This window comes from Terriglobales bacterium (genome assembly GCA_035457425.1).
In the GTDB taxonomy this organism is placed as follows: Bacteria; Acidobacteriota; Terriglobia; order Terriglobales; family Acidobacteriaceae; genus JACPNR01.
Genome location: DATIBR010000050.1, coordinates 1 through 25902, shown reverse-complemented (window position 1 = coordinate 25902; position 25902 = coordinate 1). Strand labels below are relative to the sequence as shown.

The following is a 25902-nucleotide window of genomic DNA, read 5'->3' as shown; positions in this document are numbered from 1 at the left end:
CAAATGCAGGCCGCCCTCCCGCCTTCCGAGCTTTCCGCCCTCGGCAAAGCGCTGCACGAGTTCTTCGAGCGCAACACGGGTGGCCTGGCCTGCGCGCTGCGCCATCCGGAGCCGCAGCCGCGGACCTAAGTTTATGCCCTGCAAGCGATTAACGAGAGCCGCTGCCGGCTGCATCTAAGGTCAGGTGGCGACCGACCAGCGTTCCGGAGCGTCCGTTCTGGCGCCAGAGTTGTCAGGCTTAGCAGAGTGTCTCGACCGGCTTGCGGCCCGCAAGCGGGCGTCGCGCCCTGTCTCGACCTATCGCCTCCAGTTTCACGCGGGCTTTCGGTTCGAGGACGCGCGCGCGCTCGTGCCCTATCTGCACGCGCTCGGCATCACGCACTGCTACGCGTCGCCCATCCTGCAGGCGCGCGCCGGCAGCCAGCACGGCTACGACATCACCGACCACAACCAGCTCAACCCGGAGATCGGCACCGAACCGCAGCTGCGCGCACTGGCCGACGAGCTGCGCGCGCACGACATGGGCCTCATCCTCGACTTCGTGCCCAACCACATGGGCATCGGGCACGGCACGAATCCCTGGTGGATGGACGTGCTGGAGAACGGACCCTCATCGGAACATGCCGAGTTCTTCGACATCGACTGGCGCCCGCTGAAGCGCGAGCTCTACGGCAAAGTGCTGCTGCCGATGCTCGGCGACCAGTACGGCGCGGAGCTGGAAGCCGGCAAGCTCACCGTGGCCTTCGCCGACGGCTGGTTCCGCGTCCGCTATTACGACAAGGTGCTGCCGCTCGACCCGCAGACCGTGCCGATGCTGTTCGAGCGCCTGCCGGAATCCGGCTCTTCCGACCCGCGCGCGCAGGGCGCGCTCGCCCACCTGCGCGAGCTGCTGGAGGAGCTGCGCGGGCTTCCGCCGCATCACGCGACCAACCCGCGCGAGGTGGAAGCGCGGCGCCGCAACGCGCCCGAATTGAAGCGTGGCTTGCGTTCGCTGGTGGAGCACGCGCCGGCCGTAGCCGCGGTGATCGACCGCGCGCTGCAGAGGGTCAACGGACGTCCCGAAGATCCGCGCAGCTTCGACCAGCTGCACGAGTTGCTGGAAGCGCAGGCGTATCGGCTGGCTCACTGGCGCGTCTCAGCCGAGGAGATCAACTACCGCCGCTTCTTCGACGTGAACGACCTGGTCGGCGTCCGCATGGAGAACCCGCGGGTGTTCGAGGCGACCCATCGGCTGCTGCGGAAGCTGCTGGCCGAAAGCCTGATCCAAGGCCTGCGGTTCGACCATCCCGATGGCCTGTTCAACCCGCCGCAATACTTCATGCGCGCGCAGATGCTGTTCGCGGCGAGCCAGTGCTGCGGCGCGGAGCCATGCCCGCCGGTGGGCGAGAACGGCATCGAGCAGGGCGTGGCGCAGGTCTTCGGACAGCACGAGTGGACCAACAACCTCGCGCCCCTATACGCGCTGGTGGAGAAGATCTTGGAGCCGGGCGAGGACCTGCCGGAGAACTGGAGCGTCGACGGCACGGTCGGCTATGAGTTCACCAACCTGGTGAACGGCGTGTTCATCCAGCCGCGCTCGGCGCGCGCGTTCACCAACCTCTATCAGCGGCTCACCGGCATGTCCTCCGACGTGGACACGCTCGTGTACGAGTCGAAGAAGCTGATCATGGACACGGCGCTCTCGAGCGAGGTCGCGGTGCTGACGCACATGCTGGCGGAGATCTGCGCGCGCGACCGCCGCGCCCGCGACTTCACCCAGGGGACGCTGGAAGAGGCGATCGTCGAGACCATCGCGTGCTTCCCGGTCTATCGCACCTACATCGACGAGCGCGGCGCGATCAGCGAGCGCGACCGCGGATACATCAGCGAAGCCATCGTGCGCGCGAAGCGGCGCAATCCCGGGCTGCCGGGACTGCTGTTCGACTTCCTGCGCGACATCCTGCTGCTGCGCATCAAGCCCGCGGCGCAGGACTACAGCGACCGCCTGTACTTCGCGCTGAAATTCCAGCAGCTCACCGGCCCGGTGATGGCCAAGGGCCTGGAGGACACTGCCTGCTACGTCTACAACCGCTTCGTCTCCGTCAACGAGGTCGGCGGAAATCCGAAATACTTCGGGAACCTGGTCGACGAGCTGCACAGCGGGAACCTGAAGCGGCTGGAGCGCTGGCCGTACTCGCTGCTGGCCACCTCGACGCACGACACCAAGCGCAGCGAAGACGTGCGGGCGCGGCTGAACGTGCTCTCGGAGGTGCCCAAGCTGTGGTCGCAGCACGTGCATCGCTGGCGCCGCATGAACCGCGCCAAGAAGCGCGTGCTCTCCGACGGCCGCAGCGCGCCCGACATGAACGAGGAGTACCTGCTCTACCAGACGCTGGCCGGCACGCTTCCCTTCCAAGCAAGCGACCACGAGATGCGCGAGTATGGCGAACGCATCCGCAGGTACATGGCGAAGGCGCTGCACGAAGCCAAGATCAACCTGAGCTGGATCAACCCGAATGATGAGTACGTGAGCGCGGTCGGCGATTTCGTCGAGCGGCTGCTGGCGCCCGGCAGCGCCACGCGACCCAACCGCTTCCGCGAAGAGTTGGAGCGATTCACCGAGCCGGTGGCGTACTTCGGCGTCTTCAACTCGCTTGCGCAGACGCTGCTGAAGATCACTTCGCCGGGTGTGCCCGACATTTATCAGGGGCAGGAGCTGTTCGACTTCTCCCTCGTCGATCCCGACAACCGCCGGCCGGTGGACTTCGCCGCGCGCCAGCGCGACCTGAGCGAGCTCAGCCAAGCGAACGCGGACCTGCGCGAGCACTGCCGCGCGCTGCTGGAGCGGTACCACGACGGACGGGTGAAGCTGTGGACGACGCTGCGCGCGCTCAACTTCCGGCGCGAGCAGCGCGAGCTCTTCGCGCACGGCAACTATCGCCCGCTGTACGGTGCGGGAGAGAAGTCGGAGCACCTGATCGCTTTCCTGCGGACGCGCGAGAAGCAGGCCGCGCTGGTGGTGGCGCCGCGCTTCTGCTACACCCTGATGCGAGGCGCGAGGAAGCCGCCTCTGGGCGAGGCCTGGGGCGCCGCCGAGCTGGCGCTGCCGCCGGGCGCGCCGCTGGAGTACGAGAACGTCTTCACGGGAGAGATCGTGCGGCAGACGCCGCAGCGCACGCTGCTATGCCGCGAAGTCTTCGCGAGCTTCCCCGTGGCCCTGCTGCGCGGCCGCTGAAGGCACGCGGTCGCTGACCTCCGCGAGCAGCGCAAGTCTCTTCGCCAGCTCGGGCGTAAGAGCGTCGCGGCGGAAGCGCCACGCCCAGTTCCCGTCGGCCTTGCTGGGGATATTCATGCGGCCCTCGGGGCCGAGGCCCAGCACGTCGCCCAGCGGAAGGATGCAGAGGTCCGCGACGGAGCCGGCGGCGGCGCGGATGAACGCCCAGTTCACGCCGTCGGGATCCTCTCCCAGGTACGAGCGCGCGGCCTCGCGTTCCGCGGGCGTCGCGTAGTTCTTCCACCAGTCGTTGATGGTCGCGTTGTCGTGCGTCCCGGTGTAGACGACGGTATTGGACTCGAAGCGGTGCGGCAGGTAGATGTGCGCGCCGGGGTCGCCGAAGCCGAACTCCATCACGCGCATGCCGGGGATGTTGAGGCGCGCGCGCATCTCGCGGACTTGCGGCGTGATGAAGCCAAGGTCCTCGGCGATGAAGGGCAGGTCGCCCAGGTGCCGGCGCAGGGTGTGGAACAGGTCGTCCTGCGGCCCGGCGACCCAGCGGCCGTTGACGGCGGTGGGCTCGGAGGCGGGGATCTCCCAGTACGCCTCGAACCCGCGGAAGTGGTCGAGCCGGATGATGTCGCAGGTCTGGAGCGCCCAGCGCAGGCGGCGCACCCACCAGTCGTACCCGGTGCCGGCGAGCGCGTCCCAGCGGTACAGCGGATTCCCCCAGCGCTGCCCGGTCTTGCTGAAGACGTCGGGCGGCACGCCGGCGACGACCGTGGGCTCGAGGTCCTGGTTCAGGTGGAAGAGGTCGGGACGCATCCAGACGTCGGCGGAGTCGTAGCTGACGAAGATGGCGACGTCGCCGACGATCTTGATGGCGCGGGCGCGGCAGTGCGCGCGCAGCGCCGCCCACTGCTCGAAGAAGGCGAACTGGATGGCCTTCACCACCGCGAGGTCGTCGGCGAGATCGTGGCGCGCCCGATCAAGCGCCTGCGGCTCGCGGCGCGCCAGCTCGCGCGGCCATTCCCGCCAGGTGCGCTGCTGGTTCCGGGCTCGCAGGACGTCGAAGAGCGCGAAGTCGTCGAGCCACCAGGCGTTCTCCTGCTGAAAACGCGCGAAGCGGGAGCGCGCGCTGTCGCCGGCGGCGCGCAGGAAGTTCTGCGCCGCTTCGCGCAGCAGCGGCAGCTTGGTCGCGTTGACCTTGTCGTAGTCGACGTTGCCGGAAGGATCGGGAAGCGCGGCGGCGCGCTCCGGGGCCAGCCATCCGCGCTCCGCCAGGCGCTCGAGCGAGACGAGCAGCGGATTGCCGGCAAACGCCGAGGTCGCCGAGTAGGGAGAGTTCCCGATGCCGCAAGGCGCGAGCGGCAGTACCTGCCAGAGTCCCTGCTTCGCTTGCGCGAGAAAATCGGCGAAGCGGTAAGCCTCCGGACCAAGGTCGCCGATGCCGCCGCGCGCAGGCAGCGAGGTCGGGTGCAGCAGGATGCCGGAATTGCGCTCGAATGGCATTCGCCTCTCAATAGTACAAGCGCGTGAGGCCGCAGCGAGCCCCGGGTCGCGCGAGCGCAGGCCGAGGGAAGACGCAGCCGAGCGGAGTCCGCCGCGGCGGACGAGGCGACAGCGTTGCGGCTACCCTCGAAGAAATGATACGAGGCGGGCAGGCCGCCCGCCTCGTAGAAGTACCGGGTTTCGAACTAGCTGCCCAGGTTCAGGTTGCCTTTCTCGAGTTTCTCTTTCTCGGCCTGGTTGTACTTGATCTTTCCTTCCTTCTCCATGCGCTCGCGCAGGCCCTGCGCGAAAACGCCGACGGCCTGGGCGCGCTTCTGGCGCAGTAGCGCCTCGCGCAGCATATCGCGCTGGTCGGCCATCTCGCCGCCCGCAGGCTCTTGGCGGTCGAGCAGCGCCAAGACGACGCCATTCCGGCCCGCCTGCAGGGGTCCGCTGATCTGCCCCGGCTTCATGTCGAACACCACCTCGACGTTCGAAGCCTCGCCGATCTCCGGCACTTGACTGCCCGGGCCGACCGGTTCGCTGGTCAGCAGGCGCGCGCCCAGTTCCCTCGCCGCCCGCTTCAGATCATGGAGCGAGCGGGCGCGGTCGGAGAGCTCCTGGGTGCGCTGCGCGAGCAGCGCGCCGGCGCGTTCCTGGCGATACTGCTCTTCCAGTTGCGCGCGCACCTCTTCGAAGCTCGGCGTGCGCGGCGGCTTCACCGCTTCCACCTGGAAGACCGCGTATCCCTGCTCGGCGCGGACGAGCGCCGGGGGAGCCTTTTCCCTGGCCGCGAACACGGCCTGCATGAATTCCTGCGAGGCGCCGACGCCCGGGAGCGCGGCCGCGCGCTGGTTGAAGAAGTCGCTGGTGATGACGTTCAGGCCGTTCTTGGCCGCCGCCGACTCCAGGCCGTTCTTGGACTCGGACAACACCTTGTTCGCGATCTGCTCGGCCAGGCGTTGGGCCTTCTCCTCCGCCACGACCGGCTCGATCTGCGCGCGCACCTCGTCCAGGGTCTGGACGTGGGCGGCGCGCTTGTCGTCCACCTTCAGGATGACAAAAGCGTAGCCGGCGTCGATGACGTCGCTGATCTGCCCCTTGTTGAGCTTCAGCACGGCATCGCGGACGGTCGGGATCTGGTCGGGTTTCACCCACCCGACGGCGCCACCTTGCTGCGCCGTTTCGGTATCTTCCGAATCCTTGCGCGCCACGGCGGCGAAATCGGCGCCGCCTCGGACCTGCTGCAGCAGCGATCGCGCCTTGGCGCGGGCCGCTTCCTCCCCTTTGGGATCGACCTTTCCGTCGGGGCCGGCTTCGGGCTTGTTCACGACGATCTGGCTCATCTTCACTTCATCTTCCACGCGGAACTGCTCGCGCCGGTCGTTGTAGAAGCGCTGCAATTCCTCGGGCGTGGGCTTGGCCTGCGGCAGCAGGCGCGCGGCATCGACGACCACGTACTTGATCTTGCGCTCTTCCGGGACCGAGTCTTTGAGGCGCGGCGCGCTCGCCTCGTAGTACTTGCGGAGCTCGGCCTCGCTCGGCTTGATGGTCTTCATCACCGCGTCGGCGGTGAGTACGGCGTAGTCGAATCGCACGCGCACGTTCTGCCGGAGGAATGCCTTCCGCAACTCGTCGTCGTTGACGGAGGTCGAAGCCTCCACCAGTGAGTTGAGCTTGCGGATGAGGAGCTCTTCCTTCATGAGGCGCTCGAACTCCGGGATGCTCAGGCCGGCCTGGCGCGCGAAGTCGTCGTACTTCTGCTGGCCGACCCACTGCCCGTTGGGATAGAGCTCGGCGGCGAACAGGCCGTTGCGCAGCTCGTCGCGCAACTCCTCGTCGGTCACCATCAAGCCCAGGCGGTGCGCCTCCGCGATCATCGCCTTCTGCATCACCAGTTGGCTGGCGGCCTGCGGCATGATGAGACTTACGAATTGCTGCGGCAGATTCTGCTGCCGGGCCAGCGATTGAGCGCGCCGCTGGATGTCGGTCGTCATCACCTGCTCGTCGCCCACGGTGGCGTAGAGGCCGACCTGGGTCGGACCAGCGCCGAAGAAATCCGTGACCCCGGTCCCGGGGATGAGCGTGATGACCATGGCGATGCAAATGACAAGGAGGAGACCGCCAAGAACTACCTTCTTGGCCGTGCTGGGTGTCTGCAGGAATCGAATCATGCGAGGTTTTGAAGGCTCCGGAATGTCGTGCGGAATCTCCGATTATAAACCAGCGCGGCATTTCGCCACGGCGGAGCTGAAATCCGCATCCTGTCGGCGTTAAGGGGGGTTAGGGGGCTCATCGGCAACACTGTCACATGGATTTGTGACAACCATCACAGGCGGCTTTCGGGGTCTGGGCGCAACCTCTAACTATGGGACGCGAGGGGGAAATCCGGCCAGGGTGCGAGACTCCCACCGGGCACATTGAACGGCCATTCATGTGGCTGCGCCGGGCTCTTCTCGCGCTTGCGCTCATCCTCTTCTGGACCGCTCCCAGCGCGGCGAAAGAGCATCCCGTCCCGCTCGAAAAGAATACCGACACCGCCACGTGTCTGTCGTGTCACGAGGAGAAGTTCAAGGGCAAGGTCGTGCACACGGGCAAGACGCAGGAGTGCAGCACCTGCCACGAGGTTCGGGTAACGAAAGACATCACCCGGATCAAGCTGAAGGCGACCAGTCCGAGCGGGATGTGTCTCACCTGCCACGACAACAAGAACGCCGCGAAATTGAGCGGCAAGGTGCACGCACCGGCGGTCCGGCAGTGCACGAGCTGCCACGACCCGCATTCGTCGCCGAACCCCGTCCACTTGCTGAAAGCGACGTCGGGCGGCAAGGGCGAGAACCTCTGCCTCGACTGCCACACCACCGGGGTCAACGTTCCCGAAAAGGGCAGCCGGCACGCCGCGCTCGATATGGGCTGCGAGACTTGCCACACGACGCACAAAGTCGGTGACCCGACGCAGACCGAGTTCCGCGCGCACCTGAACAAGAAGACTCCGGCGCTGTGCCTCGACTGCCACGACGCCAAGGACGCGGCGCTGCAAAAGGCGCACAACAACCAGCCGTTCGCGGCCACCGATTGCCTGACGTGCCACAACCCGCACCAGTCGAACGAGCCGAAGCTGATGCAGGCGTTCGTGCATGCTCCGTTCGCCGGCGGCAGCTGCGACAGCTGCCACAAGGCTCCGGGCAAGGACGGGAAGGTCGTGCTCACCGAGACCGATTCGCGCGCGCTCTGCCTGACCTGCCACGAAGACAAGGGCAAGGAGATCGAGAACGCCAAGGTGCAGCACGCGGGCGCGCAGGGCGATTGCACCGCGTGCCACAGCCCGCACGCCGGCAAGTCGCCGGGTTTCCTGCAACCGGATCCGGTCGCGGCCTGCACCACCTGCCATAGCGACATCGCGGAGCAGCACAAGAAGAAGTTCCCGCACCAGCCGGCGTTCGAGCAGGGCTGCGCGACCTGCCACGAGCCGCACGGCGGGCAGCACCCCAAACTGCTGCGCGCGGAAGGCAGCAAGCTCTGCATGGAGTGCCACAGCACCGAATCGAAGCCGGCCACGGTGGAAGGGCAGCCCTACCTCACGATCTTCAACGGGAAGGTCCGGCTGCCGATGGACTACTTCCTGAAGAACTCGGTGATGCGCTTCAACCTGAAGTACGGGCTGGGACACCCGACGGCGAACCATCCGGTGGTGGACGTGCGGGACCCGCAGGACCCGAACAAGATCAGGGCCAGGATCGAGTGCCTGACCTGCCATCAGCCGCATGCCGGCAACGCGCGCGCGATGTTGATCAACGACGCGCGGCCGGGATTGCAATTCTGCCGCACCTGCCACAAAGGGACGCTGGAGGGCGCGCAATGACGCCGCAACACCATCGCATCACCTTCCGCGCGCTGGCGTTCACCGCCGCGCTCGCGCTCGCGCTCTCGGGAAGCGCGTTCGCGAAAGACAAGAAGAAGAAAGACATCGAGAAGCCGCAGGCCGAGCCGCTGCTCGACACCAGCAAGCTGGTGTGGCCGGCGCCTCCGGACATCGCGCGCATCCGCTACCAGTCGCAGCTGGTGGGCGAGAAGCCGGAAGCGACGCCGAAGAAGGATGCCAGGAAGAAGCACGGCTGGATGGACCGGCTGGCGGGCATCGAGCAGAACGACGTGACGGCCCCCAAGCCGGTGCGCGCGCTGGCCAAGCCGTACGGCGTGGCGACCGATTCGCAAGGGCGCATCTACGTGGCCGACAGCTATGTGGCCGCGGTGTTCATCTTCGACGAGAAGACGGGCGCGGTCGAGTTCATCCGCAACGGCGTGGAGGCGAAGTTCAAGGACATCATCGGCGTGGCGGTGGACGACGGCGACCGCGTGTTCGTTTCCGACGCCGGGCTGCACCAGATCTCCGTGTTCAGCAAAGACCGCAAGCTGGAGGCGATGTTCGGGTCCGACGAGCTGGGCCGGCCGAGCGGCATGGCCATCGACAACGAGAACCGCTTCCTCTACGTGGCCGACGTGGCGCGCGAGCGCATCGCGGTGTTCGACGCCGACACGCTGAAGTTCCTGCGTGCGGTCGGCGGGCCGGCGAAGGAGGAAGCGGACGATTCGCCGGCGACCTTCGCCAAGCCCACCAACGTGGCGGTCGATGGCGACGGCAACCTCTACGTCGCCGACACGCTGAACAGCCGCATCCAGATGTTCGACGCCGACGGCAACTTCATCAGCATGTTCGGCAAGGCGGGCGACGGGCCCGGCTTCTTCGCGCGTCCCAAGGGGATCGCGGTGGACGCCGACGGCCACATCTGGGTCGCCGACGCGCTCCAGAACCGCGTCCAGATCTTCGACCGGGAAGGCCATCTGCTCGCCTTCTTCGGGGAACCGGGAAAGTATCCCGGGCAATTCGGACTGCCGACCGGACTCTGCATCGACAAGCAGAACCGCGTGGTGGTCTCGGAGCAGTTAAAGGGCCGGATCCAGGTCTTTCGTTACGTGACCGACGCCGAGGCGGCCGCGCAAAAGCCGCAGCCGAAGTCTCCGGCGGCCGGAGGAGCGCAATGAGAGAGTTTTCGCACACACGAGTTTTCGGAGCGCGCGGGAGGAACACCCGCGTCGCCCGGGATGCCGGGGAGCCGATAGGAACGCTCCGGCGCAGGAGCAGCACCAAAACAGCTGTTTTTCATAACGGAGGTCTTAAGACCTATATGAAACGCATCATCTTCCTCTTAGTAATCCTTGCGGTCGCAGCGAGTCCCGCGGCGTTCGCCCAGTTCCAGGACATCCTGGGACCGCACAACGTCAACGGACACGGATGCGCTTCCTGCCATACGCCGCACAGCGGCGCGGCCGGACAGGGCATCGGTGGCGACCCCGGCACCGGAGTGAACTATCTCTGGGGCCGCGACTTCATCGCCAAGAGCTACTACGGCTTCGACGGTGATGACTTCACGACGACCAGCACCTACACGGCCGACGATCCGCTGTTCCACACGGCGGCATGTCTCTCCTGCCACGACGGCAGCGTGACGATTGCCGGCATGACCGGACAGAGCTTCGAGACCGTGAACGGCAACAAGGTCACCACGTACCTGGCGACCGACGGCTACAGCCTGACCAATGACCACCCGGTGCACGTGAAGTACAACCCGGGCGGGTACAACTGGCCCGGCACGGTGGGCGCGGACGGCAAGATCACCTGGGATCTGACGTCCGCGGGCGCGGCGAACTTCAACCAGAACTATGGCCACCCGGCGCGCTTCTACGCCGTCGCCGGCCAGGGTTCCTACGTTGAGTGCTCGACCTGCCACAACCCGCACTCGATGAACTACGCGAAGTACAGCATCAGTGGGACCAGCATCATCAAGCCCACCCGCTTCTTCGTGCGCGGCTGGTATGACTCGGCCAACGCGGCGAGCAACTCGGCGACGCAATTCTGCCGCTCCTGCCACTACAGCAAGAGCAACGAAAACGTCGGCGTGATGAGCACCACCAACTAACAACCCGAGACGGGGAAGGGCGCGAGCCCTTCCCCACCCCTCGCAGCGGGCACAAGGGGACGAAGATGAAGAGCACGTTCACCATCCTGACCAGCATTCTTTTTCTCGCGGCGGCAGGGGCCGCAGCGCAGAACAAGCCTTCCACCGCATTCCTGCAGCCGCCGAGCAAGGTCAGCGCCCCGGCGCCGAAGCTCGTGGCGCGCGTGAACGGCGTCCCGCTCACCGACCGCGACCTCACGCGGCAGATGATGATCCAGTTCCCGTTTGCGCGGCAGCACGGCGGCAAGTTCCCCGCCAAGATGGAAAAAGACATCCGGCGCACCGCACTGAGCGTGATCGAGTTCGAAGAGCTGGCGTACCAGGAAGCGCAGCGGCGCAAGCTGACGGTGGCGCCCGCCAAGCTGGAGCGCGCGATGCGCGACTTCCGCAAGCAGTTCCCCACCAGCGCGGATTTCGGCAACTACCTGTACGCCGAGCACCAGGGCTCGCTGGAGATCCTGCGCGGCAAGGTGAAGCGCGCCATCCTGATCGACCAGATCCTGCGCACCGAAGTGGTCGGCAAGGCCAGCATGACCGACGCGCAACTGCGCGAGTTCTATGCCAGGAACCCGGAGCGCTTCAAGAAGCCGGAAAGCGTGCAGCTGCAGACCATCAGCGTGGTCATCCCCGACAACGCCACGGCGCAGCAGAAGGCGCAGGCGCGGCAGCGCGCCGAGGGATTGCTGAAGCAGGCCAAGGCGGCGAAAGACTATGAAGCCTTCGGCATCCTGGCGGAGAAGAACTCCGACGACGACTGGCGCGTGATGATGGGCGACCACAAAAGCGTCCACCGCGGGCGCATGCCGGCGGCGGTGGAGAAGGTGGTGTTCAACATGAAGGCGGGCGAGGTCTCGGACTTGATCGAGGCCGAGAACTCCTACTGCATCGCGCGCGTCAACGGCCGCGAGGCGGCGCAGACGGTCCCCTTCGAGAAGGTCAAGGCGCAATTGAAGAAAGACCTGGAGATGGAACGCTCGCAGCAACTGCGCGCGCAGCTGGAGAAGGACCTGCGGCAGGGCGCGAAGGTCGAGGAGTTCTGACGGGGAGTGCATGCGGCACGCGCGACAACTCGCGATCCTGGCGGCCGGATGGCTGGTGCTGGCGGCGGTCGCAGGCGCGCAGGTGAACATCACCGAGAACACCGCGTTGAATCTCTCCGGGAACCTGACTTTCGGCTACAACGGCCTGTTCTCGGAGGTGACCTCGAACCAGCTCGTCTTTGGCGGGAATGCCGACCTGACGGGCTACTACTACGATCCCAAGTTCCTCTCTTTCCGCTTCAGCCCGTACTACAACCAGCAGCGGGTGAACTCCGACTACAACTCGATCTTCAGCGGCAAGGGATTCGCCGGGAGCGCCAGCCTGTTCGGCGGCAGCCACACGCCGGTAGAGGTCAGCTACAGTCGCGACTGGAACAGCGAAGGCACCTTCTCCGTGCCGGGCGCGCTGGGTTTCACCACGCAGGGGCATTCGCAGAGCTTCAGCGTGGGTGGCGGCATGTATTTCGAAGGACTGCCCACGCTGCATGCGTCGTTCAGCACCAACAAGAACGGGTACTCGCTGGTGGGCAGCGATGAAGACGGCTCGTCGAACAGCCGCGCCTTCAGCATTGGGAGCACGTACTCGCGCTTCGGCTTCAACTTCAACGGCACCTACTCCAAGATGCACCTGGAGCAGCACACCCCGCCGCTGTTCCACTCCATCTTCCTGGGCGACCAGAACACCGACCAGTCGACCTTCCAGGTGGGCGCGAACCGGCAGCTGTGGAAGAACGCGACCTTCAGCACCAGCTACGCGCGCACGCACTTCCTCACCGACTACGCCGGGCAGCAGACCGACGCGACCTACGACACGGTGAATGGCAACTTCGGCTGGCGCCCGACGGAAAAGCTGATCCTGGGCGCGAGCGCGAACTACACCACCAATTTCGGCGCCTACCTGCTGGGGACGCTGGCGCCCGGGAATCCCGCGCCGCCGGCGGTGCAGCCGTTGTTCCGCGATTCGAAGTACTTCAACTACGGCGGGCACGCGACCTACCTGCTCTCGAAGGACATCACGCTCGACGGCGGCGTGGACCGCACGTCGCAGGATTTCGTCGGCGTCGAGATCGCGACCACCAACGTGAACGGGGGAGCCGGCTATCGCCATGCGCTCTGGGGCGGGCAGTTCGGCGCGCAGTACGGCCTTTCGCTCTACACGTCGCCGACGAATGACCAGCGCGCGACCGGACAGAGCGGCAGCGTCACGTTCTCGCGCACCGTCGGCAATTGGCGCTCGACCGCGGGCGTGCAGTACAACAGCAACGTGATGACGGCGGTGCTGGGCTACACGCAGACGGGCTACGGCTTCAACGCGAGCACGTCGCGCAATTTCGGCGAGTGGTTCGTCACCTTCGCGGGCCGGGTGGGCAAGAGCTCGATCGACGGCACCTCGCTGGCGGATTCGCTCTCCACCAGCTACAGCGCGACCGTCTCGCGCCGCAAGTATTCGTTCAGCGGCAGCTTCAGCCGGAACAGCGGCGAGTCGCTGCCGACTATCAACGGGCTCGTCCCCTTCCCCGTTCCCGGCCCCCTCCCCGGGCTGCTCATCTTCTACAGCGGCCGCTCCTACGCGTTCGGCGGCAGTTACCAGCCGACGAGCAAGTGGAAGGTCAGCGGGTCGTACCTGAACTCGACGTACGAGACCGACAACTTGTCCACGGTCTCCGATAACATGGTGCGGCGGCTTGATTGCCGGACGGAATACCGGTGGCGGCAGATGACAATCCAGGGGAACTACACCTACCTGCGGCAAGGCATCGGAGCGGGCTTCGTCCAGCCGCAGACGGTCCACGCCATCTACTTCGGCGTCTCGCGGCACTTCGACATCTTCTGATGACGGCGACTTCGACCAGCCCGAAGCACCTTCTCGCCTCGGGCCTGCTGTTGCTCTTGCTCTCCGCCGGCCCAGCGCAGGGAAAGGACAAGAAGGAGCCGGCGCCCCCGCCGCCTCCTCCGATGCAGCTCGCCGGCGGCCGCACCCTCGCCTACGAGGGAAGCTTCGCGACCGAGCGCGAGGTGCGCGGCAAGCCCGGCTTCTGGGGGCGGCTGGTGGACATCGTGGCCGGCCCGCCCGACCTGCACCAGATGCTGCGGCCGTACAGCGTCGTGACCGATTCGCGCGGGCGCGCCATCGTCACCGACCCCGGGCAGTCGGCGGTCCACATCTTCGACTTCGAGAAGAAGCGCTACAAGTTCCTCACCCGCGATTCCAGCAAGGACCCGCTGAAAGCGCCGCAATGCGTGGCGGTGGACGGCAACGACAACATCTACGTCACCGATTCGGATTCCGGGAAGATCTTCGTCTTCGACCGCGACGGCAAGTTCCGGCGCGCGCTCGGCAGCCTGAAGGGCGGCGAAGGATTCTTCAAGCGGCCGACCGGCATCGCCATCGACACGGCCGCCGGCCGCATCTACGTGACCGACACGCTGCGCCACAAGATCTTCGTGCTCGACATGGACGGCAACATCCAGCGCGAGATCGGGCAGCGCGGCGTGGGCGAAGGCGAGTTCAACTTCCCCACCGAGCTGCGCCTCAGCGGCGACGAGCTGCTGGTGGTGGACGCGATGAACTTCCGCGTGCAGGCGCTCGATCGCGAGGGCAAGTTCCGCTACGCGCTCGGCCAGGCGGGCGGGAGCACCGGCAGCATGTTCCGTCCGAAAGGCGTCGCGCGCGACAGCGAAGGCGACGTCTACGTGGTCGAGGGGCTGTTCGACACCGTGCAGGTGTTCGACCCGCTGGGCCGCCTGCTCTACTACTTCGGCGGCGCCGGCGACGGGCCGCAGGAGTTCCAGCTGCCCGCCGGCATGTACATCGACCGCAACGACCGCATCTTCGTGGTCGATTCGTACAACCGCCGCGTGCAGGTCTTCCGCTTCATTCCCGCGGCGAAGCCGGCCTCGGGAGGCGTGCAGTGAAGCGCCTCCTTCTCCTCGCGCTCTTCGCCTGCGCCACCGCGATGGCGCAGATCCCCGGCGACCAGCTCGGGACGCACGACTTGACGCCGACCGGGGCCTCGGCGATGCGCGGGCCGGTCTCGAACGCATGTCTCTATTGCCACGCGCCGCACGGCGGGCAGACCGCGCCGACGCCTCTCTGGAACCAGCAGCTCTCGGTGCAGACCTACACCATGTACGGCTCGAGCACGTACCACCAGACGAGCCAGCAGCCTCCGCTCGGCTCGCCCAGCAAGCTGTGCCTGAGCTGCCACGACGGCACGGTCGCGCCCGGCCAGACCGTCTCGTTCGGCCAGCTCAACATGACCGGCGCGATGAAGAACACGTCGAAGTTCGGCACCGACCTGTCGAGTTCGCATCCGTTCAGCCTGCGCACGCCGCTGGTGGACACCCCCGACGTCAATGCGCTGCTGTTCGGCGCGAGCCCGCACACCGCGGACCCGGTGGTCAAGCTCGTGAACGGCTCGATCGAGTGCACGTCATGCCATCAGCCGCACTTCCAGGGCATCGACAAGATGGTGCAGAAGTTCCTGGTGCGCGACAGCGCCGGCGGCACGCTCTGCCTGGCGTGTCATGATCCGACGCGCGTGGTCGGCGGCCAGACGAACCGCTTGGCGGGATGGACGACCAGCATCCACGCGACCGCGACGCACACCACGTCGAACAATCCCTACGTCGGCGGCTACAGCAACGTGGCGCTGAACGCGTGCTCCGGATGCCACATGCCGCACAACGCCGCCGGGCCGGCGCGGCTGCTGCGCGGCGGCGACCAGCAGGCGTGCCTCAATTGCCATGCCGGCGCGAACACCGTGCCGGCCGCTCCCAACATCGCGAGCGAACTGGTGAAGATCGGCCATCCGGCGCCCGCGGGCAGCGCGCAGCACGACGCCGCGGAGGCCGCGGTGCTCAACAACAACCGGCACGCGACCTGCGCCGACTGCCACGACCCGCACGCCGCGCGCGCGACGGCGAGCTTCACCGCGCCGCCCGCCCTGCGCCCGGCCCAGAACAACGTCGTGGGCGTGAGCGAGCTCGACGGCACCACGGTCCTGCGCCCCGCGATCAACCAGTACCAGGTGTGCTTGCGCTGCCATGGCAAGAGCGTGGGCAAGGTGGCGGACTCGAAATATGGCTACCTGCCGCGCCGGGCGGCCGCGGGCTCGGATCCGCTGGACGTCATCCAGCAGCTCACCCCCACGACGCCGTGGTCGAGCCATCCGGTGCTACACGACCGCACCAGCGCGCTTCCGCAGCCAAGCCTGCGCGCCACCATGATGAAGCTCGACGGCGTGACCGCCGGCCGCGCCATGGGCACGCGCCTGTTCTGTACGGATTGCCACAACGCCGACGACAACCGCGAGTCCGGTGGTAGCGGCCCGAACGGGCCCCATGGCTCCAGCTGGAACCACATGCTGGAGCGTCGCTACGAGATGGCGCGCGCCGCGACTCCCGGCGGCTTCGTTACCAACCTCTTCCCCGACCCCGACGGCACGGTCGCAGGCCCGTACGCGCTGTGCGCCAAGTGCCACAACCTGAACACCATCTTCAACGACGAGACGACCTTCAAACACAAGAAGCACATCGCAAAGGGCTTCTCGTGCTCGGCGTGCCACTCCGCGCATGGCACCGACAGTTCCAACCCCACCCTGAGCGGGCAGCGGCTGGTGAACTTCGACCTCAACGTGGTAGCGCCGTTCGGCGGCAACGTGGTCTATGACCGTGCGACCAAGAGCTGCACGCTCACCTGCCACAACAAGCCGCACAACAACCAGAACTACTGAGCGCCGCGCTGCTGGCCGCTGCCAACGACCCTTTGTTATAATCGGACTGCCTTCCTGCGGAAGTCCTTTCCCGGAAAATCGTGGGCGCGTAGCTCAACTGGCAGAGCAACTGACTCTTAATCAGTAGGTTGAAGGTTCGATTCCTTCCGCGCTCACCACCTCTCCTCGCTCCCTGCGGCCTTTCGCTGCGCCGGTATTGAACAAGCACCCATTGTGCAGGTATCTAATAAGGGCATGCGCTATCGGCAGCTGGGTCGCACGGGCATGGAGGTCAGCGAGGTCGGCCACGGGCTCTGGGGCATGGGCGAGTGGACCGGTTCCGATGACCAGCTGTCGATGGCGGCGCTGCAGCGCTCCGTCGACCTGGGCTGCAACTTCTTCGACAGCGCCTGGGCCTACGGCGACGGGAGAAGCGACGGCTTGCTGGGCGAGTTGCTCCGGCGGAATCCGGAGAAGACCCTTTACGCCGCTTCGAAGGTCCCGCCGAAGAACGGCAAATGGCCGGGCAGCGCGCGGGATCGCTACCTGGACGTCTTCCCGCCCGAGCACGTCTTCCGATCCGTCGAGTCGATCCTGAAAGCGATGCAGCGCGAGACGATCGACCTCTTGCAGTTCCACGTGTGGGACGACAGCTGGACGGACGCCCCGGAGTTCCCGCGCACGATCGAGCAGCTGAAGGCGCGCGGGTTGGTCCGCGCGTTCGGGCTCAGCCTGAATCGCTGGGAGCCATGGAACGGCATCCAGGCGCTGCGGACCGGGCTCGTCGATGCCGTGCAGGTGATCTACAACATCTTCGACCAGGCGCCGGAGGATGAGCTCTTCCCTGCCTGTCGCGAGCTCGGCGTCGGGGTCATCGCCCGCGTGCCGTTCGATGAGGGCAGCCTGACCGGAACGTTGACGAGAGAGAGCACCTTTCCCGCCGACGACTGGCGCTCGAAGTACTTCCTGCCCGCCAACCTGATCCCGACGGTCGCGCGGGTGGAAAGACTGAAGCCGCTTGTTCCAGCGGCCGCCACCCTGGCGGAGACGGCTCTCCGCTTCATCCTGGCGGCGCCGCAGGTGAGCACCGTCATCCCGGGAATGCGTTCGACGCGGCACGTAGAGGCCAACATCGGCGCAAGCGAGCGCGGCCCGCTGGCGCCGGATGAGGTAGCGCGCCTGCGGCCGCATCGTTGGGACCGCAAGCCTCAGCCCTGGTCAGACTGAAAGCGGCCTAGTGCGCCGCGGCGATGCGGACCATGTTCCTGCCCAAGTGCAGCCGATACGCGTCTCCGTCGGCGCTGAGCATGAGCGGACGCGGGCGCTTGAGCTGCGCGTCAGGCGGCGCGTCGACCGAAAACACCTCGTTGGCGGCGACGTCCATCACCAGGAACTTGCCATTCACCACTCCGCACCCGTAAGCCCCTGGCGGCAAGTCGCGGTCGCCGATGGTGAGCTTGACCTCGGTGATGAGGTACCCCTGGTACTTCTCCTGGATCGCGGTGCTGTAGCCGGAATTGTCGACCAAAGTGATCAGGAGGAGCTTGCCATCGGCAAAGCGGGCGCCGGCGGCGTTGCGCAACTGCACCGGGGCCTTCTCCCCGCGGAAGAAGACCGACTCCGGGAGCGCCTTCTTCACTTCCTCGGGCGTCAGCAGGCCCGGGCTTCCTGCCTGCTGCGCGGACATCAGCAGCGCGGCAAAAACGATACCCACCACGGCGAGAGTCACAGGTGCTCGCAGGTTCATGGCTTCTTCTCCTTCTGGTTGCTAGCGGGTGCCCGCGTGATCGTCACCATCGAGGTGAGAGGACCGACGAAAACATCAAATTCTCCGGGCTCGACCACCGGCCGATTATCGGCGCCGATGAAAGAAAAGTCATCTCGCGCAAGCGTGAAAGCGACTTCGCGGCTTTCACCCGGTGAGAGCCACACCTTGGCGAACCGCTTCAGACGGCGGACGGAAGGCGTGACGCTCGCGACGCGGTCGCGCAGATAGAGCTGCACGACCTCGGCGCCGGCGCGCTGCCCGCTGTTGCGGACGGTCGCCTTCACCGTCACCGTGCCGGTCGCCGGCAGGCTAGTCGGGGTCACCGCCAGGTTCGAGTATGCAAAGCTCGTGTAGCTCAGCCCGGCGCCGAACTCGAATTGAGCATTGAAGGCCTTCTGGCCGAAGCTGGTGTCGGTGTCTTCCGCCAGCTTGCGGTCATAGGTGAGCAGGGCGTTGGGGTAGCGCGGATACGTGATGGGCAGGCGGCCGCTGGGATCGACGTCGCCGAACAGTACGTCCGCGACTGCGGTGCCGCCCTCGTTGCTGGGGTTGTAGGCCAGCAGGATGCCCGCCATCGCGTCGGCAAAGCTGCGGATCAGCCGCGGCCGGCCCTCCACGAGCACCAGGACCACGGGTTTGCCGGTGGCAGCTGCTGCGCTCGCGAGGCGCTGCTGGGACTCAGGCAGAGAGAGGTCATCGATATTGCCGGGAGTCTCCGTGTAAGAGCTCTCGCCCAGGCAGAGCACGATGACGTCTGCGCTCTGCGCCGCGGCGGTGACGGCGGCGAGGTCAGCGCCTTTCTGGAAATCCGCCGGGACGTGCGCGACATTCGCGTCGCCCAGCTTCTGCTTGATGGCGGCCAGGATGGTCGGCCGCCCCGGATAAAGCTGCGGCCGATCGCCCTGCCAGGTGTAGGTCCAACCGTTGTTCAGGGCGATGAGCGAATCGGCGGTGGGTCCGGTGACGAGGACGCGCGCCTGCCGCGCCAGCGGCAGCACGTTGCGCTCGTTCTTGAGCAACGTGATCGACTCGCGCGCGGCCTGGAGGCTGAGCGCGCGCGAAGCCGGCGAGCCGATGGCGCCGCCGATCCCCAGCGCCGGGTCTTTGAACAGTCCCAGCCGCGCCTTCATCACGAGGATGCGGCGCACGGCTTCGTCGATGCGCGACATCGGCACTTTCCGTTCCTGGACGAGTTGCAACAGAAGATCCGCGAAGCTGTAGTCGCTCGGCACCATGCTCATGTCGATGCCCGCCATGACCGCGATGCGCGTCGCTTCCTTCTCGTCGGCTGCGACGCGGTGATGCGTGACCAGCTTCTTGATGTCTTCCCAATCGGAGACCGCGACGCCGTCGAACCCAAGCTCCTTGCGCAGCACCGTCGTCAGCAGATTGTGGTCGGCGTGGCCGGGGACGCCGTTCACCTCTCCCGAGTTGATCATCACCGACGCCGCGCCGGCTTCGATGGCCGCGCGGAACGTCGGCAGGTAGTACTCGCGGAGGGTCTTCTCGGGCAACAGGGCGGGCGTGCGATCGTGGCCGCTGTACGGCCCGCTGTAGCCCACGTAGTGCTTCAGGCAGGCGGCCACGCGGTCCGGGCTTGCCAGGTCGTTCCCCTGGTAGCCCCGGACCATCGCCACGCCCATCACCTTCGCCAGGTGGGGGTCTTCGCCGTAGGTCTCCCATAGCCGCGGCCAGAGGGGCTGGCGGCCGATGTCGAGCACGGGAGAGAAGTTCCACGGGATGCCGGCGGCGCGCGTCTCGGCAGCCGTGACCTCCGCGCTCTTCAGGGCAAGCTCCGGGTTCCAGGTCGCCGCCATACCCAGCGGCTGCGGGAACAAGGTGCTGCCCTTCACGTAGTTGGCGCCGTGGATGGAATCGATGCCGTAGAGCACCGGGATCTTCAGCCGAGACTTCGCGGCCTCCGCTTGAATGGCCCGGATGTAGCCATGCCATTGCTCCAGCGTGAGCGCCTCGTCCTTCACATTGAGGATGGACCCGACGCCGTATTCCCCGACCGCCTTGTGCAGCTTCTCGGGGTTCACATGGATGTTGGCGTCGACGCCGTCGGAGATCATGCCGATCTCGAGCTGCGTCATCTGGCCGATCTTTTCCTTGAGGGTCATGCGGCGCAGCAGCCGCTCGATGGCGGCGGCATCCACGCGGGCGGGCGTGTGCCGGGTGGCGCGGACCAGGAACGCCTGGCTGTCGGAGACGTCCGTCGTCCGGAACGGGGCGGCAGCGCCCCCCGGCGACTGGGCCAGCGCCGCGGGAATGCACAGCAGCAACAACCAGCAGGCGAGAGCGAAAGCGCGTCGCGGCGGGGCGGTGGTCATGGCGTCCTCGAGCGGAAGTAAAACGATTCAGTAGCCGAAGGATGACTACTTTCGGCCTGAGGCAGCTAGTTGTCAAGTCTGGCGGTCACTCTTAGAATGCAACAGCCGCCATCTCATGCGTCCCTCTTCCCTACCCCTGTTGCTGACGCTGTGCGGCGCACTCGCATTCGGGCAGACCGCGCCCGCCGGCAAGCCACGCTTCCGCGACATCACGAGCAGCAGCGGCATCGACTTCAAACACCTCTCCGCCCCGGAAAAGAAGTTCATCGTGGAATCGATGGCCGGCGGCGTGGCCCTGCTCGACTTCGACAACGACGGGCTGCTCGACATCTACTTCGTGAACTCCTTGACCGTGGACACGGCCAACGACCCGAAGTCCGCGCGCAGCGCGCTCTACAAGAACCTGGGGAGCGGAAAGTTCGCCGACGTGGCCGAGAAGGCCGGCGTCGCGTTTCCCGGCTGGGGCATGGGCGTCTGCACGGCCGACTACGACGGCGACGGCTGGGAAGACATCTACGTCACCGCACTCGGGCCGAATCACCTCTATCACAACAACGGCAACGGCACCTTCACCGACGTCACAGCGGAGGCCGGAGTAGCCGGCGGCGGCTGGTCGGCCGGTTGCGGCTTTGCCGACTACGACCGCGACGGCAACCTGGATCTATTCGTCAGCCGCTATGTGAAGGTCGACCTGGCGAACCTGCCCGAATTCGGCAAGGGCAAGACGTGCCAGTACCACGGCGTGGCCGTGCAGTGCGGCCCGCGCGGCCTGCCCGGCGACTCCGACTTCCTCTTCCACAGCCTCGGCAACGGAAGGTTCCAGGAGGTCAGCAAGGAAGCCGGCGTGAACGACCCCAACGGCTACTTCGGGCTGGGAGTCGCGTGGTTCGACTACGACAAGGACGGCTGGCCGGACCTGTACGTCGCGAACGACTCGACCCCGAATTTCCTCTACAAGAACCTGCGCAACGGGAAGTTCGACGAGGTGGGCTTCCCGACGGGCGTCGCGGTGAGCGACGACGGCCAGGAGCAGGGCTCGATGGGCGTGGCGCTCGGCGACTTCAACAACGATGGCCGCTTCGACCTGTTCGTCACGAACTTCTCCGAGGAGTACAACGCTTTCTATCGCAACGACGGGCCCGCCGGTTTTGCGGACATCTCTTTCCGCTCGAAGACCGCGCCGGCCAGCCTGCCGCTGGTCGGTTGGGGCACCGCCTTCTTCGACTATGACAACGACGGGCTGCTCGACCTGGTCGCGGTGAACGGGCACGTGTACCCGCAGATGGAAACAGCGAAGCTCGCGGGCGGCTCCGGATACCGCCAGCCCAAGCTGCTGTATCACAACGCGGGCGATGGGACGTTCGCCGATGTGACCGCCGACGCGGGGCCGGCCTTCACCGAGAAGCGCGTGAGCCGCGGCCTGGCGGTCGGCGACCTCGACAACGACGGCGCGCTCGACATCGTGATCAACGACCTGGACGGCGCGCCGCAGCTGCTGCACAACGAGATGCCGCCGGGCAACTGGCTGGCCGTGAAGCTGCGCGGCAAGGGCAGGAACACCGACGCGATCGGCGCCGTGGTGCGCGTGACCGCGGGCGGCAAGACGCAGTCGCGCACGGTGCAGAGCGGCACCAGTTACATCTCGCAGGACGACATGCGCCAGCACTTCGGCCTGGGCGCCGCGACCACGGTCGAGCGCATCGAGATCCTGTGGCCCGACGGGACGACCAGTTCGCATCCGAACGTGAAGGCCAACCAGATCCTCACCGTCCGGCAGCCCTAGCCGGGATAGACCCACGTTGAGCGCAAGAGTGCGCCGGCGAGTCGCCGGCGCCTGCCCTGAAAAGAAAGAGCCCGCTCGGGTGAGCGGGCTCGGAAGTCTTCCCAACAGCCTAGAAGATGATCTTCAAGCCGAACTGGACCTCGCGCGGATCGCGCGTCGCGCCCGCCACCCCAAAGAGACCGCCCGGTGTGGAGCTGGTAATCGTCGTTGTGGTTGCGTCCTGCGAGAAGTTCGGGTTGGTGCTGCACATTGTGGTCACGTCCGGCCCAGGGCCAAAAGAACCGGAGTTGAAACAGGCACTGCCGTTGTAGTCCAGAGACAACGTCCTGAACTGGGTGTTATTGAACAGGTTGAAGATCTCCGCGCGGAACTGGATCTGCGCCGTCTCCGAGGTGTACTTGCTCTTCCAGAACGGGATGGTCCAGTTCTTGTAGAGTGCGAAGTCGGTCTGCTTGATCCCCGGTCCGAAGCACTGGCCGCGCAGGCCGCTGCCGATAGTCCCCAGTTGGAAGCCGGCCAACGTGTAAGCGTTCGGATTCAGCCACTGTTCTGTATCCCCACTGGCGCGACATGGCTGGGTGGGATCACGTAGCAGGACCTGGTTGTTATTGAACCCTGTCCCGGAAGGGCCTCCGCCAATCACCGGCACGCTGCCGGTGTGCGGTGTGAGCGAGCCGCCGTGCGACAGGATGATAATGGTCGCAACCTCCCAGTCGCCGAAGACGCTGCGCACGAAGCCGTTCTGGTCGCTCAGCTTGGGCGTGTTGTAGATCAAGCTGGCGTTGAAGATGTGCGGGCGGTTGAGCGGTCCGGGGCCGCGGTTGAGGCGCGGGTTGGTGATGTCGATGATGCTGCCCCCACTGAGACCGCCGTCGGAGTTGTCGAGCAAGCCGTCGTCAATGCTCTTGGACCAGGTGTAAGAGGCCTGGTACTGCAAGCGATTGCTCCAGCGCCCACGGAACTGCGTCTGCAGCGCGTGGTAGATGGAGTTGCCACTGCGACCGAAGATCAGGATGTTGCCGTTCTGCTCCAGTTCGGGGAACGGACGCAATTGCGATTGCGCGAACGAGTCTCCGTTCGCATGGATCCACGCCAAGCGGTTGGCAGGCAGGACCTGGTTGGCGGCCCAGCTGCTGGTCAGGTGGATGCCGCGGCTCCCGACATAGGAGACCTCGAGCACGTTGTTCGGCCAGAACTCGCGCTCGATGGTGGCGTTCCATTGCCAGGTGTTCGGCACACGTGCGCGCAGGTCGATGCCGGCACTGGGGGCGCCATTCGAGGTCGAGCAGTCAAGGCACGCAACCGATGGGTTGTTGGGGTCGTTGTCGAGCGTGCGGATCCCGTTGCGGTTGGCGTTGAAGGGCGGGTTGCCGGCGACGGGCAGGTAGGGCGCCACGCGCTCGCGCTGGAAGAACTGGCCGAGGCCGGCGCGGAAGACCGTCTTGCCGTTGCCCATGATGTCCCACGCGAGGCCGATGCGGGGCGCGATGTCGTTGAAGTCGGTGTCGCGGAAGGCGCGGTTGTCGGTGACGCTACCGCCCAGGAAGCCGGCGGTGGCGCACGGGTTCGACTCGGCGAAGAGCAAGCCGTTGCAAGGATCGTTGCCCAGGGCCGGGTCGAACAGGGAGGGTACGAAGGTCGCGATGGCGTTCTGCGAGTCGTAGGGCTCGTAGAGGATCGACCAGCGCAGGCCCAGATCGAGCGTCACGCGCGGATGGATCTTCCAGGTGTCGCCGGCGTAGAACTCGAGATCGTGCCAACGGGTATGCGCTTCCGGCTGGGTACGGTTCTCGTCGAAGCCCCAAGCCATGTCGCGATACAGGAAGTCGGCGATGGTGTTGCCGGTGGGAGGACCACCGGCGCCCCAGGCGCCGACGCCGGCAGAGCCCCAGAATTCGCTGTTCTCGGCGGAGCTGGCGCCGCCGATGAACTCGTTCTTCTTGTTCCAGCCGAACAGAGCGCCGAACTTGAGGGTGTGCTTGCCCACAACCAGGTTGAAGTCATCGCGCAGGGCATAGAGATCCTGCAGGTTGCTCCACGGTGCCATGTTCCACAGCGCCGGGTAACCCTGTCCGCCCCAGAACGTCGGGTGCGCGATCTGATCGCCGGTCGTCTTGCCGGCGAAACCGAAGATGGGTGGCGCCGCCTGATCGATGGCATCGTTCAGGCCCGGAGTCTCCTCGCCACGGGTCACGTTGATGCGATTGCCGGCATAGGAGAACTGGATAGAGTTGACCATGCTGGTGCCGATGGTCTGGGTGAGCTTGGCGACGAACTGCTTGCCAGGCTGATCCCACTTGGAATCCACGTTCGGGAATGGATCGTCGCCCCAGAGGTGCGAGAAGTCGCTGGGCGCGCCATTGACCCATGAATCCTGGGTATAGCGGACCATCAGGTTGATGGATTTGGTGAGATAGACGTCGCCGCGGATGCTTTCCTCGCGCCAATCCGTCGGGCTCGTCACCGACTTGATCCAGTTGATGCAAGTGTTCAGGTCGATCGGAGTGTTGGGATCAGGATAAAGCTGGACATAGAGAAGACCCGCCGGGCTGAGATTGCCCGCCGGAATCTGGTTCCCTGCGAACGGCGCACCAGTGGTTGGGTCATTCGGCGCGGGTCCGCCGCACCGTCCAGCGCTGGCGTCGAAAACAGCTTGCGTCCCACTGAAATCACCGGTCTTTTCCGCTGCGGTGGGAACGAATGCCGTGCGGGTATCGCCGCGCAGGATCTTGTTCCACTCCTGCGACCAGAAGAAGAACGCCTTGTCCTTCCAGAGCGGACCACCGAAGGTGTAGCCGTAGTCGTGGTGGCGAAGCTTGTCTTTCTCGCCGGTGCGCGCGCCGAAGTAGCTGTGGGCGTCGAAGGCGTCGTTGCGGCCGAAGTAGTAGACGTTGCCGTGGAAGGTGTTCGACCCCTGGCGGGTGACGACGTTGATCTGCGCCCCGGCCGCCTGGCCGAACTCCGGTCCGTAGCTGTTCCGCTGGATCTTGAACTCGGCGATGGTGTCGACCGAGGGATAGACCAGGATGGTGCGCTGCGAGCCGACGTCGTTGTTGCTCGCGCCATCGACCAGCCAGAGGTTATTGGTCGCGCCCGAGCCGGAGATGGACATGTCGACGCCGGCGACCAGCCCCTTGTTGGTGGGGCTGAACGATTCGGCGGTCGCGACGCCCGGCATCAGCTGCGTCAACTGCGCGAAGACGCGGCCATTGAGCGGGAGCTCGCGGACCTGCTGTCCGTTGACCAGGCCGGAGAGGTCGCCGCCTTCGGTCTGCACCTGGATCTGCGACGCCTCGACCGTGATCGTCTCCGAGGCCGAGCCAGGCTGCAAGCTCACGTCGGTGCGCTGCACGTCGGCGACGTGCAGCACCACGCCGGTCTTGACGTAGTCCTTGAAGCCGGTCTTCGTCGCCGTGACCTTGTAGGTCCCGAGCGGAAGCTGCGTCACGGTGTAGACACCGTCTTTGTCCGTCTGCACGGTGCGCGACAGACCGGTGCTCTCATCGGTGACGGTGACCTGCGCGTCCGGCACGACTGCGCCGGTCGAGTCGGTCACGGTGCC

Annotated in this window: 15 protein-coding genes and 1 tRNA gene; 11 read left to right on the top strand and 5 right to left on the bottom strand. The window is 66.1% G+C overall.

Translation table 11 applies throughout. From position 1 onward, the window contains the following. Window positions 1-184: 184 nt before the first annotated feature. Window positions 185-3214, top strand: a complete 3030-nt coding sequence (treY, locus tag VLA96_03705; protein HSE48292.1) for a malto-oligosyltrehalose synthase — start codon at window positions 185-187, stop codon at window positions 3212-3214. On the opposite strand, the gene malQ is transcribed toward treY, so the two are convergent. Continuing rightward, window positions 3161-4705, bottom strand: a complete 1545-nt coding sequence (gene malQ / locus VLA96_03700; protein HSE48291.1) for a 4-alpha-glucanotransferase — start codon at window positions 4703-4705, stop codon at window positions 3161-3163. The two genes, treY and malQ, sit on opposite strands and share 54 nt — an antisense overlap. Window positions 4706-4890: 185 nt before the next feature. Further along, the gene (locus tag VLA96_03695; protein ID HSE48290.1) at window positions 4891-6858 is read right to left on the bottom strand and encodes a peptidyl-prolyl cis-trans isomerase; all 1968 of its coding nucleotides are present in this window, start codon (window positions 6856-6858) and stop codon (window positions 4891-4893) included. Between the two features lie 260 nt (window positions 6859-7118). Here VLA96_03695 and VLA96_03690 point away from each other — a divergent pair, with 260 nt between their 5' ends. The 9 genes from VLA96_03690 to VLA96_03650 all read left to right on the top strand — a co-directional run bounded on the left by VLA96_03690 (window position 7119) and on the right by VLA96_03650 (window position 17683). Then, window positions 7119-8546: a cytochrome c3 family protein gene (locus VLA96_03690; GenBank protein ID HSE48289.1), complete on the top strand. Its 1428-nt coding sequence runs from the start codon at window positions 7119-7121 to the stop codon at window positions 8544-8546. Next, on the top strand, window positions 8543-9727 hold the full coding sequence (locus VLA96_03685) for a 6-bladed beta-propeller (protein HSE48288.1): 1185 nt from the start codon (window positions 8543-8545) through the stop codon (window positions 9725-9727). The genes VLA96_03690 and VLA96_03685 overlap by 4 nt, the downstream gene beginning before the upstream one ends. 143 nt (window positions 9728-9870) lie before the next feature. Then, window positions 9871-10662: a hypothetical protein gene (locus VLA96_03680; GenBank protein HSE48287.1), complete on the top strand. Its 792-nt coding sequence runs from the start codon at window positions 9871-9873 to the stop codon at window positions 10660-10662. A gap of 65 nt (window positions 10663-10727) precedes the next feature. Beyond that, window positions 10728-11741, top strand: a complete 1014-nt coding sequence (locus tag VLA96_03675) for a peptidyl-prolyl cis-trans isomerase (protein ID HSE48286.1) — start codon at window positions 10728-10730, stop codon at window positions 11739-11741. Between the two features lie 10 nt (window positions 11742-11751). Beyond that, window positions 11752-13575 carry a hypothetical protein gene (locus VLA96_03670; protein HSE48285.1) on the top strand — a complete coding sequence of 608 codons (1824 nt, stop codon included), beginning with the start codon at window positions 11752-11754 and terminating at the stop codon, window positions 13573-13575. Then, window positions 13575-14657 carry a 6-bladed beta-propeller gene (locus VLA96_03665; protein HSE48284.1) on the top strand — a complete coding sequence of 361 codons (1083 nt, stop codon included), beginning with the start codon at window positions 13575-13577 and terminating at the stop codon, window positions 14655-14657. The genes VLA96_03670 and VLA96_03665 overlap by 1 nt, the downstream gene beginning before the upstream one ends. After that, a complete protein-coding gene (locus VLA96_03660) occupies window positions 14654-16477 on the top strand; it encodes a cytochrome c3 family protein (protein HSE48283.1) in 1824 nt (607 codons plus the stop codon). The genes VLA96_03665 and VLA96_03660 overlap by 4 nt, the downstream gene beginning before the upstream one ends. A gap of 82 nt (window positions 16478-16559) precedes the next feature. Then, a tRNA-Lys gene (locus VLA96_03655) sits at window positions 16560-16635 on the top strand. Between the two features lie 76 nt (window positions 16636-16711). After that, window positions 16712-17683 carry an aldo/keto reductase gene (locus tag VLA96_03650; GenBank protein HSE48282.1) on the top strand — a complete coding sequence of 324 codons (972 nt, stop codon included), beginning with the start codon at window positions 16712-16714 and terminating at the stop codon, window positions 17681-17683. A gap of 7 nt (window positions 17684-17690) precedes the next feature. Here the strand turns inward: VLA96_03650 and VLA96_03645 are convergent, their stop codons facing one another. Together VLA96_03645 and VLA96_03640 are read right to left on the bottom strand one after the other, a co-directional pair. Next, window positions 17691-18203 carry a hypothetical protein gene (locus VLA96_03645; protein HSE48281.1) on the bottom strand — a complete coding sequence of 171 codons (513 nt, stop codon included), beginning with the start codon at window positions 18201-18203 and terminating at the stop codon, window positions 17691-17693. Continuing rightward, the gene (locus VLA96_03640; GenBank protein HSE48280.1) at window positions 18200-20557 is read right to left on the bottom strand and encodes a glycoside hydrolase family 3 N-terminal domain-containing protein; all 2358 of its coding nucleotides are present in this window, start codon (window positions 20555-20557) and stop codon (window positions 18200-18202) included. The genes VLA96_03645 and VLA96_03640 overlap by 4 nt, the downstream gene beginning before the upstream one ends. A gap of 139 nt (window positions 20558-20696) precedes the next feature. Between VLA96_03640 and VLA96_03635 the strand changes: the two genes are divergently transcribed. Further along, window positions 20697-22340: a CRTAC1 family protein gene (locus VLA96_03635; protein ID HSE48279.1), complete on the top strand. Its 1644-nt coding sequence runs from the start codon at window positions 20697-20699 to the stop codon at window positions 22338-22340. A 109-nt stretch (window positions 22341-22449) separates the two neighbouring features. Here the strand turns inward: VLA96_03635 and VLA96_03630 are convergent. Continuing rightward, window positions 22450-25902: carboxypeptidase-like regulatory domain-containing protein (locus VLA96_03630; protein HSE48278.1), on the bottom strand; the 3453-nt coding region annotated here is incomplete at its 5' end.

Excerpts from the sequence above, each read along its gene's own strand:
- malQ (HSE48291.1), bottom strand. The coding sequence starts at position 4,705 with ATGCCATTCGAGCGCAATTCCGGCATCCTGCTGCACCCGACCTCGCTG.
- VLA96_03695 (HSE48290.1), bottom strand. The coding sequence starts at position 6,858 with ATGATTCGATTCCTGCAGACACCCAGCACGGCCAAGAAGGTAGTTCTT.
- VLA96_03690 (HSE48289.1), top strand. The coding sequence starts at position 7,119 with ATGTGGCTGCGCCGGGCTCTTCTCGCGCTTGCGCTCATCCTCTTCTGG.
- VLA96_03685 (HSE48288.1), top strand. The coding sequence starts at position 8,543 with ATGACGCCGCAACACCATCGCATCACCTTCCGCGCGCTGGCGTTCACC.
- VLA96_03680 (HSE48287.1), top strand. The coding sequence starts at position 9,871 with ATGAAACGCATCATCTTCCTCTTAGTAATCCTTGCGGTCGCAGCGAGT.
- VLA96_03675 (HSE48286.1), top strand. The coding sequence starts at position 10,728 with ATGAAGAGCACGTTCACCATCCTGACCAGCATTCTTTTTCTCGCGGCG.
- VLA96_03670 (HSE48285.1), top strand. The coding sequence starts at position 11,752 with ATGCGGCACGCGCGACAACTCGCGATCCTGGCGGCCGGATGGCTGGTG.
- VLA96_03665 (HSE48284.1), top strand. The coding sequence starts at position 13,575 with ATGACGGCGACTTCGACCAGCCCGAAGCACCTTCTCGCCTCGGGCCTG.
- VLA96_03650 (HSE48282.1), top strand. The coding sequence starts at position 16,712 with ATGCGCTATCGGCAGCTGGGTCGCACGGGCATGGAGGTCAGCGAGGTC.
- VLA96_03645 (HSE48281.1), bottom strand. The coding sequence starts at position 18,203 with ATGAACCTGCGAGCACCTGTGACTCTCGCCGTGGTGGGTATCGTTTTT.
- VLA96_03640 (HSE48280.1), bottom strand. The coding sequence starts at position 20,557 with ATGACCACCGCCCCGCCGCGACGCGCTTTCGCTCTCGCCTGCTGGTTG.